17 protein-coding genes are annotated in these 18,913 nt (G+C 41.0%); 7 read left to right on the top strand and 10 right to left on the bottom strand.

Annotated features, from left to right (window positions below):
- The first annotated feature begins 1 nt into the window (after position 1).
- The 7 genes from dnaJ to atpC all read left to right on the top strand — a co-directional run bounded on the left by dnaJ (position 2) and on the right by atpC (position 7,730).
- Entirely contained in the window at positions 2-1,120 is a 1,119-nt protein-coding gene (gene dnaJ / locus BFP71_RS02740) for a molecular chaperone DnaJ (RefSeq protein WP_069833914.1), read from the top strand.
- 138 nt (positions 1,121-1,258) lie between these two features.
- Positions 1,259-2,143, top strand: a complete 885-nt coding sequence (locus BFP71_RS02735) for a DUF4097 family beta strand repeat-containing protein (protein ID WP_069833913.1) — start codon at positions 1,259-1,261, stop codon at positions 2,141-2,143.
- A 157-nt stretch (positions 2,144-2,300) separates the two neighbouring features.
- Positions 2,301-3,212: an ABC transporter ATP-binding protein gene (locus BFP71_RS02730; protein WP_069834543.1), complete on the top strand. Its 912-nt coding sequence runs from the start codon at positions 2,301-2,303 to the stop codon at positions 3,210-3,212.
- Entirely contained in the window at positions 3,209-4,540 is a 1,332-nt protein-coding gene (locus tag BFP71_RS02725) for an ABC transporter permease (protein WP_069833912.1), read from the top strand. The genes BFP71_RS02730 and BFP71_RS02725 overlap by 4 nt, the downstream gene beginning before the upstream one ends.
- Before the next feature lie 102 nt (positions 4,541-4,642).
- The gene (locus BFP71_RS02720) at positions 4,643-5,845 is read left to right on the top strand and encodes an ATP-binding protein (protein ID WP_069834542.1); all 1,203 of its coding nucleotides are present in this window, start codon (positions 4,643-4,645) and stop codon (positions 5,843-5,845) included.
- A gap of 116 nt (positions 5,846-5,961) precedes the next feature.
- A complete protein-coding gene (atpD, locus tag BFP71_RS02715) occupies positions 5,962-7,473 on the top strand; it encodes a F0F1 ATP synthase subunit beta (protein ID WP_069833911.1) in 1,512 nt (503 codons plus the stop codon).
- A gap of 8 nt (positions 7,474-7,481) precedes the next feature.
- Complete coding sequence (gene atpC, locus BFP71_RS02710) at positions 7,482-7,730, top strand: ATP synthase F1 subunit epsilon (RefSeq protein ID WP_069833910.1); 249 nt, start codon at positions 7,482-7,484, stop codon at positions 7,728-7,730.
- A gap of 63 nt (positions 7,731-7,793) precedes the next feature.
- Here the strand turns inward: atpC and BFP71_RS02705 are convergent, their stop codons facing one another.
- The 10 genes from BFP71_RS02705 to BFP71_RS02660 all read right to left on the bottom strand — a co-directional run bounded on the left by BFP71_RS02705 (position 7,794) and on the right by BFP71_RS02660 (position 18,912).
- The gene (locus BFP71_RS02705; RefSeq protein WP_069833909.1) at positions 7,794-8,291 is read right to left on the bottom strand and encodes a hypothetical protein; all 498 of its coding nucleotides are present in this window, start codon (positions 8,289-8,291) and stop codon (positions 7,794-7,796) included.
- 94 nt (positions 8,292-8,385) lie between these two features.
- Complete coding sequence (locus tag BFP71_RS02700) at positions 8,386-8,961, bottom strand: hypothetical protein (protein ID WP_069833908.1); 576 nt, start codon at positions 8,959-8,961, stop codon at positions 8,386-8,388.
- On the bottom strand, positions 8,961-10,229 hold the full coding sequence (locus BFP71_RS02695; protein ID WP_069833907.1) for a hypothetical protein: 1,269 nt from the start codon (positions 10,227-10,229) through the stop codon (positions 8,961-8,963). The genes BFP71_RS02700 and BFP71_RS02695 overlap by 1 nt, the downstream gene beginning before the upstream one ends.
- Before the next feature lie 175 nt (positions 10,230-10,404).
- On the bottom strand, positions 10,405-11,094 hold the full coding sequence (locus tag BFP71_RS02690) for a hypothetical protein (protein WP_069833906.1): 690 nt from the start codon (positions 11,092-11,094) through the stop codon (positions 10,405-10,407).
- 36 nt (positions 11,095-11,130) lie between these two features.
- Entirely contained in the window at positions 11,131-11,856 is a 726-nt protein-coding gene (locus BFP71_RS02685) for an RluA family pseudouridine synthase (protein ID WP_069833905.1), read from the bottom strand.
- Positions 11,856-13,436, bottom strand: a complete 1,581-nt coding sequence (locus tag BFP71_RS02680; RefSeq protein ID WP_069833904.1) for a peptide chain release factor 3 — start codon at positions 13,434-13,436, stop codon at positions 11,856-11,858. Before BFP71_RS02680 ends, BFP71_RS02685 begins: the two co-directional genes overlap by 1 nt.
- A gap of 95 nt (positions 13,437-13,531) precedes the next feature.
- Positions 13,532-15,643 carry a c-type cytochrome domain-containing protein gene (locus BFP71_RS02675; protein ID WP_069833903.1) on the bottom strand — a complete coding sequence of 704 codons (2,112 nt, stop codon included), beginning with the start codon at positions 15,641-15,643 and terminating at the stop codon, positions 13,532-13,534.
- Positions 15,640-16,422 (bottom strand): FN3 associated domain-containing protein, encoded by a 783-nt coding sequence (locus BFP71_RS02670; protein WP_069833902.1) that lies wholly within the window; start codon positions 16,420-16,422, stop codon positions 15,640-15,642. The genes BFP71_RS02675 and BFP71_RS02670 overlap by 4 nt, the downstream gene beginning before the upstream one ends.
- Positions 16,419-17,474 carry a 6-bladed beta-propeller gene (locus BFP71_RS02665; RefSeq protein WP_245701805.1) on the bottom strand — a complete coding sequence of 352 codons (1,056 nt, stop codon included), beginning with the start codon at positions 17,472-17,474 and terminating at the stop codon, positions 16,419-16,421. Before BFP71_RS02665 ends, BFP71_RS02670 begins: the two co-directional genes overlap by 4 nt.
- Positions 17,458-18,912 (bottom strand): DUF1501 domain-containing protein, encoded by a 1,455-nt coding sequence (locus BFP71_RS02660; RefSeq protein ID WP_069833901.1) that lies wholly within the window; start codon positions 18,910-18,912, stop codon positions 17,458-17,460. The genes BFP71_RS02665 and BFP71_RS02660 overlap by 17 nt, the downstream gene beginning before the upstream one ends.
- Between the last annotated feature and the right edge of the window lies 1 nt (position 18,913).

Here is an 18,913-nt window from a genome sequence, read left to right as displayed (position 1 = left end):
TATGGCTAAAAGAGATTACTACGAAATTCTAGGGGTTAGCAAAGGTGCTACGGAAGATGAGATGAAAAAAGCTTATCGGAAGTTGGCAATTAAGTTCCACCCCGATAAAAATCCAGACGATCCTACGGCAGAAGAGAAGTTCAAAGAAGCAGCAGAGGCGTATGAAGTGTTGAGTAACGCAGAAAAAAGAGCTCAGTACGATCGCTTTGGCCACGATGGCATGAGAGGCGGCTTTGGAGGCGGCGGCGGTGGAATGAATATGGAAGACATATTCTCACAATTCGGCGACATCTTCGGTGGTGGCGGAGGCAGCCCTTTCGATAGTTTCTTTGGCGGCGGCGGAGGCGGCCGTAGACAAAGAAAAGGATCGGCCTTAAGGATCAAGTTAAAGCTTAATCTAGAAGAAATAGCCAACGGCGTTGAAAAGAAAATTAAGGTAAACCGACTGGTAAATGCCTCTGGCGTGACCTTTAAAACCTGTGGTACTTGTGGTGGATCAGGCCAAATGAAGAAGGTAGTAAATACTATGCTCGGTCAAATGGTTTCTGCTACAACTTGTAGCACTTGTAGTGGTAGTGGTCAGGTGATTGATAAACGACCTCCGGGAGTAGATAGCACTGGGTTAGAAATGCAAGAGGAAGTAATTCCTATTAAAATACCAGCTGGTGTTGGCGATGGAATGCAATTATCCATGTCTGGCAAAGGAAATATGGCCCCGGGTGGAGGAGTTCCAGGAGATTTGTTAATTGTAATTGAAGAGTTACCACATGAGTCACTTCAAAGAGATGGTACTAACGTGGTTTATGACTTGTTCGTGAATTTCGCAGATGCAGCCTTGGGTCAAAGCATGGAAGTACCAACAATAGATGGTAAAGTGCGCATTAAATTGGAACCAGGTACGCAGAGTGGAAAAATACTCAGGTTAAGAGGGAAAGGTATCAAGGATATTAATGGCTACGGCAAAGGTGACCAGTTGATACATGTAAACGTCTGGACGCCTAAAAAGCTATCGCGCGAAGAGTCAGAGATGCTCGAAAAACTGCGCGTTTCAGAAAACTTTGCCCCTAAACCAGGCAAAGGAGAAAAGGGGTTCTTTGATAGAATTCGAGAGTTCTTCTAAGAAAAATTTGATTCAAAAACTTAAAGCCGCCTTGAGCGGCTTTTTTTATTCGAGAAAATCATATTGATTTATGAGTTGTTTGGGTAATCACTAACATATTTTTGTAACCCAAGCGTTAAACCAAACGTAACCAACTGAATGCAAAAAGTACTTTTACTGTTAGCCGTAGTAGGAATTGCAGGGGTGAATGTGTTGGGGCAAACAAAAAAGCATTTTACAGTACAGGATAGAGATTCCTGTTCTTTTGTAAATTTTTATCTCAAAGCCGCCTCTGGCACCTGCGAAATCAGGACTCGAAAGGGAAACACGCCCATTAATATCCTTGGCAATCACAAAGAAGAATATATCACTAGCGAATTTGGTCAGCTTCATCGTGGAGAAACCTTAAATGCTTGGTTAAACCTTAAGGACAATGGCAAAGAAGGTTTCGGTACCAAGGTTTCTAAAATCTTGGGAAGAAAGAAGATGGATGACGACAACTATTGGAACATCTATTTTACAGATTATAAACCCTATAGGTTAGACTTAGCCTATGGCGTTGGTAAAGCATATATAGACCTATCAGATATTGCCGTAGAAAATTTGAAAGTTACTTCAGGTAATGCTCATGTAAAGGTGGGATACCTCTCCAAGATGAAAAATAAGATGGAGATGGACACTTTTATGGTAAGTGTTGATTTGGGTGACATAGAAATCGAGCGATTGAATCTAGCCCGAGCAAAAAATATCCTTGCCGAGGTCGGAATTGGTTCTTTAGTTCTTGATTTTGAAGAATCTCCGCTAACATCTAGCGCCATTTGGGCAAGAGTAGGGGCAGGCTCATTAGAAATCAATCTACCAGCCGATGATTTGCCAATTATCATCAGGTTAAAGGGTACATCTTATCGTAAGTTCAAAGTCCCACCAGGTTATTCAGAAATTCGCAAACGAGTTTTTGTCAGTGAAAGCTATGAGGCAGACGCAGAGAATTTACTTGAGTTTAATATTGATGTTTCCATGGGAAGCGTACTGTTTGCTAAGTAAGCCAACTCTCAACGGTCAAAAAATCCGAAGGCGCTGATAATCTTCCGCTTACCGTTATTTGATTCTTAGTATTCAAAGCATTTTTCAATTTAGGGTGCTTTTTAGGTTTGATCCTTTAAAGGCATTAATTTTAATCACCACTAAAATTGACACGGCATTGAATATTCTTGAAGCAAACAATGTCACGAAGAACTACGCGGCCCATAAAGCCCTAGATAACGTGAGCATTGCTATACCCAAGCAATCCATATTTGGTCTACTAGGACCAAATGGCGCTGGAAAAACCACACTCATCCGTATTATTAATCAGATCATTATGTCTGATGAAGGTGAGATCACCATTAACGGTGAAAAACTCAACCCCAAACATGTAACTACTATAGGTTACTTGCCAGAGGAGCGTGGCCTTTATAAAAAAATGAAAGTTGGCCAGCAATTAATGTATCTGGCGCAGCTAAAAGGGCTATCTACATCAGAGGCCAAAAGAAGGATCAAGCACTGGCTTGATAAAATGGGCCTTACCGAGTGGGCTGGTAAAAAAGTCGAAGACCTTTCGAAAGGGATGGCACAGAAAATTCAGTTCATCGCTACAGTAATGCATGAGCCGGAGATTCTAATCTTGGATGAGCCTTTTTCAGGGTTCGATCCAGTAAATGCCAACCTCATAAAGGATGAGATTTTTGAATTAAGAGAAAGAGGCGCTACAGTCATATTTTCCACACATAGAATGGAATCTGTAGAACAACTCTGTGATGATATTGCCTTGATCAATAAATCTCAAAAGATCCTTGATGGTACCAAAAAGGAGATCAAGAACTCTTATAAATCAGGTAAGTACGTCGTGAGCTATAAAGGTTCATTGAACGGGCTGAGTGCCAATTTTGACGTAATGAACACTCAGACCTTAGAAGATAACCTTTCGGAATCTACAATTCAAGCAGGAGAGGGACATTCACCAAATGATATTCTAAAGGAACTTATAAGTCTTGTAGAGGTGCACTCATTCGTTGAAGTGATACCATCAATCAATGACATTTTCATCAACATAGTAGAAGGAGGGCAATCATGAAGCAGATATTTTTAGTATTAAAAAGAGAATACCTGACAAGAGTTCAGAAGAAGTCGTTCTTACTGGCTACAATTCTTACCCCGCTAATATTTCCGGCTATTATCGTAACGATCGTTTACTTTTCGACAAGAGAAAAGGACGCTAGAAGTGACGAAATTTTAGTACTCGATAAGAGTGGCCTTTTTCAAGATGTATTTGATGTCAACAGTTACAACTTTAAATATATTGAAGGAGAGCTTGAAACTGCTAAAAATAACTTTATTGACGAAGGCGCTTTTGGCCTGCTTTATATTCCTGAAGTCGACTTAAGTGATGTATCTGTAAAGAATTTTGATGGTTTTGAACTTTACTCTAAAACGAACGCTAGTGTCTCCTCCATCGATAGAATGGAGCGAAATATTAGAAACAAACTAGAGGAGATAAAGCTCGAGAAATCTGGTTTAGACCCAGTCGTTATAGACAACCTTCAAGTGAGTGTTAACCTAAGTTCCTTTAATGTATCCGAATCGGGAGAAACGAAGAAGAGTAATTCAAAACTGAGTTTCGCGATCGGCTATGGTACTGGCTTTTTGATCTACATGTTCATATTCATATACGGATCGCAGATTATGCAATCAGTACTGGATGAAAAGACGAGTAGAATCGTAGAAGTTATAGTCTCCTCAGTGCGCCCGTTCCAATTAATGATGGGTAAAGTACTTGGTGTAGGAGCAGTAGGCTTTACTCAACTTTTAATATGGTTTGTACTGATTGGCGGACTCTCAACAGTGGGTCTGAGTATCATGGCGGGAAATAGCGATGCCATTATGGAAGCCGCCTCACAACAAGTCCCAGGAGAGGCCATAGAACAACTGACGGAGCAACAAGAGATGGTTATGGAGATAAGAAGCCTTATTGGCTCTGTCCCTGTGGTGAAAATCTTACTGTGCTTTTTGTTCTACTTCTTAGGGGCTTATTTTCTATATGGGGCTCTTTATGCCGCTATTGGTTCAGCGGTTGATAGTATTCAGGATGCCTCTCAATTTATGTTTCCGATTATACTACCGATTCTAGCGGCTATCATGTCAATGTTTTTCGTATTGGAAGATCCAAATGGAGGATTGGCAGTAACGCTGTCATTAATACCATTAACATCACCGATTATTATGATGGCCCGATTACCATTTGGGGTGCCAGATTGGCAACTCGCCTTATCGATGGTATTGCTCATCGCAGGGTTTATGGGAACTATCTGGTTCGCAGGTCGAATTTATCGAATCGGAATCTTGATGTATGGCGTGAAAGTCAATTATAAAACATTGGCCAAGTGGTTCACAATGAAAGTGTAGGCCTCGAATAAAATAGTGAGAAGCCGTCTTGAAGAAATCGAGGCGGCTTTTATTTTGCCCAACCCTGAAATAGAGGTCAAAATTTTTTCGTTAGTTTATTACATGAAAAATCCTTTCAAAGGTTCTTTCAATATTGATTTTTACACAAACCAGTCCACCATTAAATGGATTGTGTTGGTTGTGGCCGTCATTATCGGAGTTGGTTCTATCATTTACACCAATAGCCTCGTGGCCAAACTGAAAAAGGGAGAAGAGGATAAAATCAGACTTTGGGCAAAAGCCGTAGAGTTTTCAAGCTCGCCAGATGCCGATCCATCCGCACTTACCTTTATTTCACTTAATCTCATTACACCCGATAATACACTACCCGTCATTGTGATTGACTCAGCCACGCAAGCCATCAACCAAGTGATGAATGTGAGCGAAAATCTAACGGTCCAACAACGCGTCTTGGAAAAGATGAAAAAGGAAAATAAGCCTTTCAAAATACTCATCAGAAATGGAGAAGGTGGTACTATCTCGGATGTTCAATTTGTCTATTATCGAAATTCCTATCTACTCAGACAGTTAGGCACTTATCCCTATGTGCAGCTATCCGTGATCGCCATATTTGCTTTCATTGCCTATTTGGCATTTAGTTATTCTAGAAAGTCAGAACAGAACCGTGTTTGGGTGGGAATGGCTAAAGAAACGGCACATCAATTAGGAACTCCCCTTTCTTCCCTGATCGCCTGGGTAGAATACATGAAAGGTATGGCCGAATTAGAAGGTCGCGATGATATTATAGTCGAGTTGGAAAAGGATATCAAGCGTTTGGAAATGATTACGGAACGATTTTCAAATATTGGTTCCGTACCCGTCTTAAAAAGCCAAAACGTTTTTAGCGTCATTGATAGTTCTTTGAACTACTTAAAACCTCGAGTTTCGTCGAAAGTGAATTTTAAGATTAATACCGAAGATCAGGAGTTGACGGCAAAACTGAACAAGCCACTTTTTGAATGGGTTTTAGAGAATATCGTTAAAAATGGAGTAGACGCCATGAGCGGAATTGGTAACCTGAATGTCACGATCGGTGAACTATCGGAAAGCGAAATTTTTATTGATATCGCCGATGATGGAAAGGGTATCGTGAAAGGAGGAACAAAAGATGTTTTTAAACCAGGATTCACAACCAAAAAACGTGGCTGGGGATTGGGGCTAACATTGGTGAAAAGAATCATCGAAAATTACCATGAAGGGCGCATTTTTGTGAAATCCTCACAAGCCGATGTAGGTACTGTTTTTCGTATCGTTTTAAAGGGCTGATTTTGCTTCAAAATACATGGGCTATTTTCTTCATATCCCTTTGCTTTAATACATTATAGATTTACCTTTGCCCCCAGAAAAATTAATCGCATTTTTCCTTTTACAATAAAGAACAAATGGCAAACCTTGGAAAGATCACGCAGGTAATTGGTCCTGTTGTAGACGTTAGTTTCGATGCAGCTGAATCAAAACTACCTAACATTCTTGACGCGTTAGAAGTAACCAAAGAGAATGGTCAAAAAATTGTTTTAGAATGTCAACAACATCTTGGTGAAGACAGAGTAAGAACCATCGCTATGGATTCTTCTGAAGGTCTTACAAGAGGAATGGAAGTAACCGATACTGGTTTAGCCATTTCAATGCCAATTGGTGACGACATTAAAGGTAGACTCTTCAACGTAGTTGGTGAGGCTATCGATGGTATTGCACAACCAAAAGGAGATCAAAGACTTCCGATTCACAGAGCTGCTCCTAAGTTCGAAGATCTTTCTACTTCAACTGAAGTTTTATTCACAGGTATCAAAGTAATTGACCTTATCGAGCCTTATGCAAAAGGTGGTAAGATTGGATTGTTTGGTGGTGCTGGTGTAGGTAAAACTGTATTGATCCAAGAGTTGATTAATAACATTGCAAAAGGTCACGGTGGTCTTTCAGTATTTGCCGGTGTAGGTGAAAGAACGAGAGAAGGAAATGACTTGCTTCGTGAGATGATTGAATCAGGTATCGTAACATACGGTGAAGAATTCAATGAGTCTATGGAGTCTGGTGGATGGGACCTTTCATCTGTAACTAGTGAAAAACTTGCTGACTCGAAAGCAACATTCGTTTTCGGTCAAATGAATGAGCCTCCAGGTGCGAGAGCAAGAGTAGCCCTTTCAGGACTTACTATTGCTGAGTACTTCCGTGATGGTGAAGGTGATGGTCAAGGAAAAGATATCCTTTTCTTCATCGATAATATCTTCCGATTTACGCAAGCTGGTTCTGAGGTTTCGGCACTTTTAGGTCGTATGCCATCAGCGGTAGGATACCAACCAACATTGGCTACAGAGATGGGAGCCATGCAAGAAAGAATTACGTCAACGAAGAACGGTTCAATTACATCAGTACAAGCAGTATATGTACCTGCGGATGACTTGACTGACCCGGCTCCAGCGACAACGTTTGCTCACCTTGATGCAACTACAGTACTTTCAAGAAAGATTGCTGAGCTTGGAATTTACCCAGCGGTAGATCCACTAGATTCTACATCAAGAATTTTAACAGCTGACATCTTAGGTGACGAACACTATAACACCGCACAGCGTGTTAAAGAAACACTACAGCGTTATAAAGAACTTCAAGATATTATCGCGATTCTTGGTATGGACGAATTATCTGACGAGGATAAACTAGTAGTATCAAGAGCAAGACGTGTACAAAGATTCCTTTCTCAACCATTCCACGTTGCTGAGCAATTTACTGGATTGAAAGGTGTACTTGTAGACATTAAAGATACCATCAAAGGATTCAACGAAATCATGGATGGTAAGCACGATGACCTTCCTGAAGCTGCATTCAACTTGGTGGGAACCATTGAAGAGGCTAGAGAGAAAGGTGAGAAGTTATTGGCTGAAGCTGCCGCTAATTAAGATCGACCATGCTATTAGAAGTTGTAACACCCGACAAGAAAGTATTCGAAGGCGAAGCGTCTTCAGTAATATTTCCTGGAAGTGATGGAGAGTTTCAAGTACTCGATAATCACGCACCGATGATCAGCGCCTTAGGTAAAGGCAAAATGACTATTTCTGCTTCAGGTAAGCAAGATGTAGTTGTGATCGATGGCGGTGTTGTAGAAGTGTTAAACAACAACGTAATTGTTTTAGCAGAGTCTGTAATCGAAGACTAAGAATTCATTCAATATATAAAATGAAAGCCCTGACGAAAGTCGGGGCTTTTTTATTACACTTCTTTAATTCTCCTCTGCCTTGTATTCAATCCGAAGATTTGGGAATTCTTTTTGGTATTCTTCCATCTCGTGGGGGTCATAATGATTCCCTATTAGAATTAAATGCTTCAGGCTCTTGAGTACTTTTAGCTTACTAAGCTCTTCTGGGAGTTCTAATTTGTTAAACGATAAGTTTAGTATTTCTAAATGCTTTAGTTGTGTTATTGACTCTGGAAGTGTTTTAATGTCTAGGTCAACTAAAATTAAAGACTTTAGACGTTTCAGCTTTCCCACTTTGTCACTTAATTCCCGATAAGGTGGCGTAAATTCTACAGTTTCATACCATGACAAAGGAGAGCGTGTGCTCCACTGCATATTAGCTCTTGTTTTTTGAATAGTGAGTTCCTCGAGTTCTTCGTTATTCCAGAGGCTATCAGGGATTTCCTTGGTACTTAATTCATCTAATGTTAAAATGATCGAGCCTTCCCTTAATTCATCTCCAAAGTAACCCTTTGAGTTCATGTCTTGAGTTGTTACTTAGAATGTATTGTAAGCTGAAGAATAATCATCATAAGGAGCAAAATTCATTATTGCGTAAAAGTGAAAAATCGAGTTATCATTTTTGAGATAAGGTGATTTTGGAAATTATTGGATATTCATAATCACTAGTAAACTGATTTTGAAGTATGTGGACGCTATAATTATAGTCTAGTTTCCAAAGTAACCTTGTAGAAGGCGAACCTAAAGGCTCTAGATACTTCTCTATTATTTGTTCATAAACTTTGACGCTATTGGCACTGAATGTAATGTGTCGTTCAGGAAGTTCAAAAGCAACGACTCTCTCATCAATTATACTGTAATATTTAGGGTAAAAAGGCATTAAATTATTATGAGCCTTATTTGGATGAGCAAATGACACTGAGATATTATAAGTTCTGACAGTGTCGATTCTAGTACTGCCTATACCAGAGCCTTCACGGATCATCCAATCAATTCCAACATTTAGGTAACCAAAGCCTTTAGCAAATAGAGTGTCATTTTTACTTTCCAAGGTTAAAATTGACTTGATTGATTGAATTAGTAGAGTATCCTCTATCGTGACATATTGAATATCTGCTTTAAATGTTTGAGCATTAGTTAGTTGTGTAGAGTAAATAAGTGTGCTTATCAAAACTACTTTCAAGTAATTCATTAGTTTATCTTCTTACAAGTTTCATCAATGTTACCTAATTTCTTATTAAAAAAAGAGTTCTTGGTTCCGTTATATTCACCAATGGCATCACAACCAATTACATAATGTTTTATGAGGGTATGAGTTGAAGCGAATACCTTGTCTTCATTTCCTACGTTATGTGAAATACCATTTGACTCGTCTGATCTGCATGGAGAATGCGTATGCACGCTTGCACTTACTGGTATGAGGTAATATGGGTTACTTGATGGCCCTGCTTTGACCATGCCAGCGTAGCTTTGAGAGGGTTTCCCTTGCGAAGCTGGATATGAATAATAACTAGTCCCCTCATACTCGTAAAGGCCACCCGCAGAGCCTCCATTTTCGCTAAGTATATCCGTCATTATGACTTTTCCATCCGTCGTGATATAACCGAAAACTTCTTGATTAGGATATGAATTCCACATATCCTGAAATCCACTACACTTGGTATTATACTCTTTCAAAGGCTTTTTCCCTTTCAGGTTTTTTAGTCTTGTCATATTAATTATTCGTGTTCCTCCACCGCCTCCGCCTCCAGCATCAAGGATTTCTGGTTGACTTGGAACACGCTCCCACGTCCAAGTTGTCTGACAATCAATGTTTGTTAATTCTTGATAAGGGTCCTCTCTTGTTCCAGTAAAGGTGAAAAGACAATTCTTGGTTCCCACCCATTCCTTTTCAATATGATCATTAGATGGTTGAACTAGTGTAAAGGCTTGATTCTTCTGGCCACTTGACTCAGATCCTATGATTTCGGAAACAAGAGATGAATTATTATTAAAAATGACCTTATCGAAAGAAATGAAGATATTGGCTAATGCATTTAGTGTAGGGAGTTCGTTGTTGCTCAAGTTCCATTGGTCATACGGAAATAAATATCCCCTTTCAAGCAAAGTATAATGAGGAGTATCTTCTTTAATTGTTGATATTATAATTGCTTCTGTATGTTTACTATCCTTTCTAAATACAGGTATAAAACCAACTAGAAAGCCAGTGTTAGTCTTGAACTTCGCAAAGGCTTCCATAAAGGGAGAACCTAATCTTTCATGAATGGCGGCTGAAACACTTTCCCCTTGTCTATTCAGCGCAAGGGCATCATTAATTCGTTTCTCAAAAATTAATAGCGGACTATTCTGTATTTCAGTGTCATTTACTGTATTGTAAGAGGGATCGACCTCTTGATTTACTTGGCAGGCGGATAAAAAAAGTAGTAAAAGTACGCAGATCTGAAATGATTTTCTGTTCATAATTGAGATTTTCTGTGTGTTATTGTATAGTTATGATATTTTGAATTTTAATCAAATTAAAAAATAATTATATAAATAATATCAAATATGTAAATATTTATAATTAATAAAATTAACAAAAATACTGGTGTTGTAATTAGATTACGAGATTAGACTCTGGTCATAAATTCAAAGACTATCTAATATCCGTCAAAGGGATGTTCATTGAGCCATAAAGGAAATGGTCTTGAGCGATTAAGGCGCCAGAAGGAAGTGTCAGATAGTTTTCCCAAGTGAATTCCATTCCACCAATAGGTAAGATGGAGGCCCACATTTTTACGGCCACGGGCTTAAAATCCTCTCCGAGAATCCAGACATAGGAATCGCCAGGTGTACTGCCTCCAGTGGTATAAGTGACTTTTAGGGCTTTTTGACCATCTTTTAAAACAACAATACTTCTTTCGACTCCAGGATCAAATACTTTGAACGGGGCATAAAGCCAAAAGCTATCATTGTTAAAGAAGTCGTAGGCAGTTTTGATCAAAGCATCGAATTGATCTACGGAGTATTCATTCTTACTGCTCACTACTAGTCCGGATTCTGTTTTAGTATTTAGCACCACTTCGTATTCGTCCCAGCGCACCTTAACGACATCGGCGGCTTTATCCCACTCGTAGAAGTGAGTGCCTCTAAAAGTCCAACTGATGTTTTCAGTAAGCTCCCAAGCCTCCATATTCAAGGCTGTAGTCATTTTTTCAGCTAATACATCAGCTTCTGGTGAAACCTCACCTTCGGGGAGTTTCTCATTCAAAATGATGTAGCCGATAAACAACAGAACGATCAAACTTAAGAAAGCAATACTGACAATTCGAAGTGTCTTTTTCATATAAGGAAGGTTCTTTTGACTTATCTGATCCAGTAATTAATACATCTTGTCGACGTACTTGTCCTTTACTTTAATATCGTCTAAGGTCAGGAATTGTTCCCAGAATTGATCGTTTGGTAGTCCAGCTGTTATAATAAGTGGCTCTTTTTTAACAGGGTGCTCAAAATACAATCGCCTAGCATGGAGGTTGATGCTTTTATCAGGGTTCGGTTTTGGAAAACCGTACCGCAAGTCACCGCGAATAGGGGAGCCCATTTCTGCCAAATGAACTCTAATCTGGTGTGGTCGACCTGTAAGTGGTTCAACCTCAATCAAATGGTGGTTATTGAGTTTTCCTAGCCATTTAAAGTTGGTTTCGGCTTTCTGACCGCCTTCAACAGGTTCCGAATAGGCACTTGTAACGTTGCGTTTGGTGTCTTTTACCAGCCAACTGACTAATTTTCCCTTTTTCTGAGGAGGGTGTTTTTTCACAATGGCCCAATAAGTCTTTTGGACCTTGCGACTCGCAAAAATCTTATTCATACGCTCTAACGCCTTAGACGTTCGCGCAAAAACTATGACACCACTCACTGGGCGATCTAATCTATGGACAGGATGAAGAAATACAGCCCCAGGCTTATTGTACTTCTTCTTAATATATTCCTTACAGTGCTCTACCAAAGGCGTATCGCCAGTAGAGTCTCCTTGTATGAGGATTCCAGCCGGTTTGTTAACAATCAACAGGTGATTGTCTTCGTAAAGGGGTTGAACAATCTTTTCCATTAAAATTCGCTTGTAAAGTGGAATTCGATTTCTGGGAAGTTGTCTTGCACCATTTGGAGCCAAGCCTTGGATTCCGCCATGAAAACAAGCTTTCCGTCCTTGTCTTTAGCAATGTGGCGTTGCTTGGAACGAATGAATTCATCAAGCTTTTTCTCATCCTGAGATGAAATCCAACACGCCTTATACAACTGCATACCCACAAACTCAACCGTAGCACCATACTCATGCTTAAGTCTGTGTTGGATAACTTCGAATTGAAGTTGACCTACGACACCAACCGCTTTTCGACTTCCTAATTCGAAGTTGAAAAGCTGGGCAACACCCTCGTCCATCAATTGGGTTAATCCTTTTTCCAACTGCTTGGTTTTCATCGCATCCTTGTTGATCACTTCTCTGAAAATCTCTGGGGAGAAGCTAGGAATACCTCTATAGACTCCATTTTCACCATCAGTGAGGGTGTCACCTATTTTGAAATTTCCAGTGTCATAAAGGCCAATGATATCTCCAGGGTACGCCTCATCTATGGTTTCTTTATCCTGTGCCATAAAGGCGGTCGCTTGGGATATTCTAAATTTCTTGTCTTGCCTTGTGTGGTAGTAGTTAGACCCACGTTCAAATTTTCCAGAACAGATCCTTAAAAAGGCGATTCTGTTTCGGTGTTTTGGGTCCATATTCGCATGAATCTTGAATACAAATCCGGTAAAGGCTTTATGATCTGGCAGGACTTCTCGCTCGTCCATCATTCTAGCGATCGGCCGTGGAGAGATTTGAAGGAAAGCGTCCAATAATTCCTTAACTCCGAAATTATTCACTGCGGAACCGAAAAAGACAGGAGCAACATCGCCATTCAGGTAAGCATCTACATCCAGTGGACCATATAAATCCAACAACATTTCCGCATCTTCTCTAAGTTGTGCTGCATGGGCTTCGCCGATAAATTCTTCTAATCTAGGGTCGTCTAAATCTTCGAGTTTAGTCGCTTCTTCGTGCAATTGCTGCTGCTTGGCTTTAAAAAGTCTCAAGCTCTTATCGTAAAGGCTGTAAACACCCTGAAAGCTTTTGCCCATACCGATCGGCCAACTCAGCGGATGTACATTAATGCCCAATTTACCTTCAATTTCATCGAGTAAATCATAAGGATCTTGCCCTTCACGATCCAGCTTATTGATAAAGGAGATAACTGGGGTTTTACGCATTCGGCAAACCTCCATCAGCTTTTCGGTTTGAATCTCAACTCCTTTAACGCAGTCGATCACCATGATCACGGAATCCACGGCCGTTAAGGTGCGATAAGTATCTTCAGCAAAATCTTGGTGACCAGGTGTATCCAAAAGGTTGATCCTTTTGCCTTCGTATTCGAAAGCCATAACGGATGTAGCGACAGAAATACCCCTTTGCTTTTCAATATCCATCCAGTCCGATCGGGCATGCATGTCAATTTTATTCGACTTTACCGCGCCAGCTTTCTGTATGGCGCCACCGAAAAGCAGAAGTTTTTCTGTTAATGTGGTCTTCCCTGCATCGGGGTGACTAATAATGCCAAAAGTTCTTCTTTTGTCTATCTCCTGCGCTAAACTCATTGCAACCAATTTGAGCTGCAAAAGTAGCTAAAAAATGCGATTGAATAGTGCTAATGAGTCGTCCAATGACAAATGCATCTTGGACTTCAAACAGCTTATTGGAAAGCGATTTCGTCTATAAAAAGCCAAGCAGGAGTGTCCTTTCCTGGGTGCCATTCAGGAAGATTGCCATAATTTTTGGCAATGACACGGAGGTACTTAACCTCTTTGGCCGGAAATGCCAATTCATGAATAAGCATATGTTTAGGCTCTGGGCCTTCTGGCGGTGTAATATCCAGCGTTTGCAGTTTCGTCATGTTATTGGCATCTGTTCCACCCCAAACCTCAAGTCCTGTGGGTGGGAAAATCCAAGAGCCAGTATCATCGAGGGTACTAATAAAAACAGATGTTAGTGTTCGGCTTTCGCTGAGGGTGATTTTGGCGACCATGTCATCGCCATTAAAACCAAGCCATTGGCCATCGCGGAAGTTTTCGCTTCCTTTGGTGAGGTCGAAAAGTGTTTCAATACCCTTGGCTTTGTAGGCGCCTTTTGGTCCAAATTGAAGTGATTTAGCAGCGAGTGAATTTGGTTTTACTTTTATAAAGGCTTGCGTAGTTTTCGGACTGTCATCCCATCCTTCTTTTTTGGCAAAGACTGTCAATTTTGCGCTTTTCGTTAGCTTAATTTCCTTCTTATCGAGCAGTTTTGGTTCGTCTGCGCCCAATTCGTAATAGAGCTCAGTATCTGCGAGACTATATGGTATTTCCACAATCATTTCATCGCTGAAGAAAGTGGATTCGTAGATCATTTGAGGTGCATTGAGTTCGGCTTTCGTAAAATCAGAATTAGCCGAAAGTCCTCCGTTAATATCGATTTCAGGGAAGTCTTTTTGCAGCATATCGACCTCAGTTTCGGTTACTTGGGATTGCCAAAGGAATAATTTTGATAGGCTTTCGAGCTTTAAGGCTTGAGCTGCTCCTTTTTTAGAAACTTTGGTGCCATAAAGATTCAAATAATCAAGTTGGTCTAACTTTTTGATGACCCCAATCATATTATCATCTACATCTGTATTGTCTAGATAAAGTCGATTAAGGTTTTCGTATTTCGCTACCTCTTTAAGAATTGATTTATCGACTTTGCTACTACCTAAGTCGAGGGAGAAAATCTGCTCTCGAATTCGTCTGAGAGTTTTCATTTCGGCCAAGGTTAGGGAATCGTGCTGGCCGATATACACTTCCAAATAAGGCTTATCCTCTTCAATTTGCTTAACACTTATTTTGGTAGTGTTCAGTTGGGCTAATTCCTTATCAGAAACAAAATCAATATCAATTTCTTCTTCTGGGGCGAAGTAATTGGCCAGTGTCGTCTGGATTGGGTCATCAGATGGCACCTCGTTCAGTAGTTTATCGAATGATGCCCCGTTGTCTACCCACCAAGTCAGCATTTTAATTTCTTCATTGGTCATTTGAGGTTTGCCTTTCGGCGGCATGTGCTTTTCGTCTTCTGAGGGTAGCAGTAAATGGCTGACAAGAATGCTTTTATTAGCATCACCTGGAATTAAGACTGCTCCCGTTTCTCCGCCTTTCAGTAGTCCCTCCTGAGACGCTAAAGAAAGTGATCCTTTGAGCTTGTTTGGGTTATGACAGCTTTCACATTTCGATCGAAGTAGTGGCTGAACGATCTGGACAAATACAGGTTCGTCGAGTACCAAATTTAGGGCTGGCTCTTCTTCAAAAACTTCGGTTAAAAAGTTTTCACCATGAGTGAGCGAAGCGCCATAATGTCCTGTTACGATGATTACTAAACAGGCGACACCGAACAATGGTAGATAGTAATTTTTGGAGGCCAAATAACTTTTACCCGTGTAAAGGATAGTCGCTAACCAAGACATGGTCAGTCCCAGCCATTTATGTAGTTCGAAAGTTTGCCCCGAGTAGTTGGCACCTGAGGATAGTAGGAAGCCAGCCAATGCACTGACATAGGCAGTAGCAGCGCCAGCAATCAATAGAAATTCAGCAGGCTCTTTCCAATTCGGTTTTCTTTTGCCATAAATCTCGAAGATGAAGGCCACCAGCAGCAATACTAGAGGAAAGTGAAGTAGTAATGGGTGTAAACGTCCTACGAATTGGAAAAAGACAGGTGGTTCAGCAAAGGGTACTAAGTAGAGTAAACTTAGTAGGGCATTGCCAGCCAAAAGAGAGATATTTAGTCCTTTTTTTAAGCTCATTGCTGAATAAATATTTCATCAATAAACAGCCAGCCTGGTTGCCCTTTGCCTGGATGCCAATTTGGTATAGCAGAAAGTGGCTTAATTGTTATTCTTACATACCTATAGGGTCCTTCCATGGCGAGATGCCAGAATCGTTTGTAGGCCGTTTCGGTTGAGATCATCCCAATCATCCCAATTCTGGTCTCCTGTTCAAAGTCTTTTCCGTCAATTGAATGCGTGTAGCTCAAGTATTCTGGCCTCATAATCCATGAATCTGGACTTACAAGGGTGCTCAAGACTAACTTTTCTTTTTGAACAACCTTACCCAAGTCGATATCAATAGTAACAGGTCCTTTGTTGTAACCTACCCAACGACCATCCCGAAAGTTGAAGGAACCTGCCTTTTGGTCATTCAATGTTTTGGCTCCTTCGGCCATATAGGTACCGCTAGGTTCGGGGCTAAGTTTGATGGAGGTTAGTGGAGCCGTCATTTTGAAAAGGTCCAGACGAACAGTTTTCGAAGCCTGAAAACCATTTTTGAATGCTTTTACTTTGATCGTTGTAGATTTTTTGATTGTTAGTGGCTTTTTGTAGCGTTTTGACCTTTGATTAGGCTCACTATCATCTAATGTGTAGCGAATCACAGCTCCCTTTAAATCGAATTCACAGCGAATGATAGCACTATTTTCAAAGAAGCTTTCTCCCTCAACTTTCACTAATGGCTTTGCCAACTGATACGTTTGGCCGTTCAGGATAAATACTGAACACAACAGAATTAGTGTCAATATTCTTTTCATACCCTAGTTAGTTTATAGGGGTAAATGTGCCCTGAATTCCATTGGGCAACATATAGGTTTTCGTCGTCATCTACGCAAACGTCATGCGGGTATAGAAATACTTTTATGGTTTGATAGATTTCTTGAAGCGTGTTACCAGAATAATTTGGTGTCGATCCTGCCAAATTAGAAATCACTCTATTTTCTTTATCCAAAATCGTGACAAAACCTGATGGGTCACCACCATAGGCTCTAGATTTTAGAACTGCTGCATAGAGGTAATCACCTTTAATAACCGGTCGGCATACATAGGCGCCAGGAAGGGGGATGGTTTCAAGGTATTCTCCGTCCAATGAGTATTTTTTGAAGGCATTTTCTTCTCTCGCCGATACAATCAAGCTCGGATTTGCTGCATTTCTCGTATCCAAACAAATACCGTGAGCGTTTTGTAAGTTTTCTTTCCCAGTACCACGACCACCAAATGAGCGAATGAATTTTCCCTGATGATCATATTGCGTGATCCACTGTTGGCCGTAGCCATCGGCCACGTAAATATCGCCATTGGGGCCTATTGCTACTTCCGTAGGAATGTACTGTTCTGGCTTTTGATAGTGTCCCGATTCTTCTGGATAATCCAATGTCATCACCACTTTTCCATCAATAGTGGTTTTAATCACCTGATGCCTGTTGTTATCCGAAATGAATAGAAAATCCTCACCGTTTTCCTTTGAAAGCGTAAGTCCATGAGCACCAGGGTAAGTGGTACCCCACGATTTTAATAGCTTGCCAGATTTGTCATAGACAAGCACATTGTTTTTTGTCTCGTTGGTCAGTAAAAGAATTCTGCCTTGGGAGTCTTGCACCATTTCATGGCAATCTTTGACTGGATACTGCTCAGGATTTAGTTTGCCCCATTGCGTATCGATGGTATAGCGATGCGAATTATGGCCTAAAATGAGGTTGTCAGTTCGGTTAGGAACGATTAACGATGGCATAGCCGCTAGCCCCGCCGCCGCGGTCAAAGATTTTTGTACAAAAGCCCTTCTATCCATCATCTTAAGCAAGAATATCATGAATGATTCGACCACTGACATCTGTCAGTCGGAATCTTCTGCCTTGGTATTTATAGGTTAGTTTTTCATGATCAATTCCTAAAAGGTGGAGCATAGTCGCCTGAAAGTCATGAACATGTACTGGGTCTTTAGCAATGTTGTAGCCAAAATCGTCGGTTTCTCCGTAAGACATGCCTGGTTTTACGCCTCCTCCAGCCATCCAAATGGTGAAGCACCTTGGGTGATGATCTCTTCCGTAGTTTGTTTCAGTCAGCGTCCCTTGAGAGTAGTTCGTTCGCCCGAATTCTCCACCCCAAATCACTAAGGTATCATCTAACATACCGCGCTGTTTTAAGTCTAGAATCAGTGCTGCCGATGCTTGATCCACATCTTTGGCCTGTTTTTGTATGGCGCCCGGCAGGTTATCATGTTGATCCCAACCCATATGATAAAGCTGAATAAATCTTACGTCTCTTTCGGCCAATCGTCTTGCTAAAAGGCAGTTTGCGGCAAAAGTGCCAGGTTGTGCCACATCCGCCCCATACATGCGGTAAATATGGTCTGGTTCCTTGGAAATATCCATGGTTTCGGGCACAGAAGTCTGCATGCGATAAGCCAATTCATACTGAGCAATTCTAGCGTTGATTTCTGGGTCACCAAATTCAGCGGAGTGGATGGAATTTAATTGCGAAAGATGGTCAAGCATGCTACGCCGATCCATTTTAGACATGCCTTTTGGGTCTTTCAAATAAAGCACAGGGTCCTTTCCAGAACGGAACTGAACGCCTTGATGAACAGAATTTAAAAATCCATTACCCCATAACCTTGAATAAAGTGGCTGACCTTGCGGCCGGCCGCTTCCACGAGAGAGTAAAACGGAGAAAGCAGGAAGGTTGTCATTGTCGCTGCCTAAGCCGTAGCTGAGCCATGAGCCCATGCTCGGTCTACCAGGCTGCTGCGATCCGGTTTGGAAAAACGTAATGGCTGGATCATGGTTAATGGCTTCGGTATGGAGACTTTTGATAAAGCATAAGTCGTCCACCACTTTCGAGGTGTACGGCATAATGTCGCTCACCCATGCTCGGCTTTCACCATATTGTTTAAAATCGAAGATAGATCCAGCGAGTGGAAAATTCTTTTGCCCCGATGTCATGCCCGTAAGGCGCTGACCATTTCTGACAGATTCGGGCAGTTCCTCGCCATTCATTTGCCTAAGCGTTGGCTTATAGTCAAAGAGTTCCAATTGTGACGGACCACCACTTTGAAAAAGGTAGATCACCCTTTTAGCCTTCGGTGCCACATGCCTAAAATCTTCTGGACCAGGTGTGCTTGATCCACCGAACAGGCTTTTCGGGGATAAAAGTGACGCCAATCCAAGGCCACCCAAACCAAGGCTTGCTTTCGATAGAAAGTGTCGCCTGTTCATGTTATAATGAAAATTCTTCTCTTCCTTGTGCATC

The sequence above is a fragment of the Roseivirga misakiensis genome (genome assembly GCF_001747105.1).
Lineage (GTDB): Bacteria > Bacteroidota > Bacteroidia > Cytophagales > Cyclobacteriaceae > Roseivirga > Roseivirga misakiensis.
The sequence above is the reverse complement of the archived record's forward strand: the minus strand, read 5'-3'. Positions and strand labels throughout refer to the sequence as shown.

Bases quoted from the DNA above. Each gene is read 5' to 3' on its own strand.
- dnaJ (WP_069833914.1), top strand. From the start codon at position 2: ATGGCTAAAAGAGATTACTACGAAATTCTAGGGGTTAGCAAAGGTGCT.
- BFP71_RS02735 (WP_069833913.1), top strand. From the start codon at position 1,259: ATGCAAAAAGTACTTTTACTGTTAGCCGTAGTAGGAATTGCAGGGGTG.
- BFP71_RS02725 (WP_069833912.1), top strand. From the start codon at position 3,209: ATGAAGCAGATATTTTTAGTATTAAAAAGAGAATACCTGACAAGAGTT.
- BFP71_RS02720 (WP_069834542.1), top strand. From the start codon at position 4,643: ATGAAAAATCCTTTCAAAGGTTCTTTCAATATTGATTTTTACACAAAC.
- atpD (WP_069833911.1), top strand. From the start codon at position 5,962: ATGGCAAACCTTGGAAAGATCACGCAGGTAATTGGTCCTGTTGTAGAC.
- atpC (WP_069833910.1), top strand. From the start codon at position 7,482: ATGCTATTAGAAGTTGTAACACCCGACAAGAAAGTATTCGAAGGCGAA.
- BFP71_RS02705 (WP_069833909.1), bottom strand. From the start codon at position 8,291: ATGAACTCAAAGGGTTACTTTGGAGATGAATTAAGGGAAGGCTCGATC.
- BFP71_RS02700 (WP_069833908.1), bottom strand. From the start codon at position 8,961: ATGAATTACTTGAAAGTAGTTTTGATAAGCACACTTATTTACTCTACA.
- BFP71_RS02695 (WP_069833907.1), bottom strand. From the start codon at position 10,229: ATGAACAGAAAATCATTTCAGATCTGCGTACTTTTACTACTTTTTTTA.
- BFP71_RS02690 (WP_069833906.1), bottom strand. From the start codon at position 11,094: ATGAAAAAGACACTTCGAATTGTCAGTATTGCTTTCTTAAGTTTGATC.
- BFP71_RS02685 (WP_069833905.1), bottom strand. From the start codon at position 11,856: ATGGAAAAGATTGTTCAACCCCTTTACGAAGACAATCACCTGTTGATT.
- BFP71_RS02680 (WP_069833904.1), bottom strand. From the start codon at position 13,436: ATGAGTTTAGCGCAGGAGATAGACAAAAGAAGAACTTTTGGCATTATT.
- BFP71_RS02675 (WP_069833903.1), bottom strand. From the start codon at position 15,643: ATGAGCTTAAAAAAAGGACTAAATATCTCTCTTTTGGCTGGCAATGCC.
- BFP71_RS02670 (WP_069833902.1), bottom strand. From the start codon at position 16,422: ATGAAAAGAATATTGACACTAATTCTGTTGTGTTCAGTATTTATCCTG.
- BFP71_RS02665 (WP_245701805.1), bottom strand. From the start codon at position 17,474: ATGATATTCTTGCTTAAGATGATGGATAGAAGGGCTTTTGTACAAAAA.
- BFP71_RS02660 (WP_069833901.1), bottom strand. From the start codon at position 18,912: ATGCACAAGGAAGAGAAGAATTTTCATTATAACATGAACAGGCGACAC.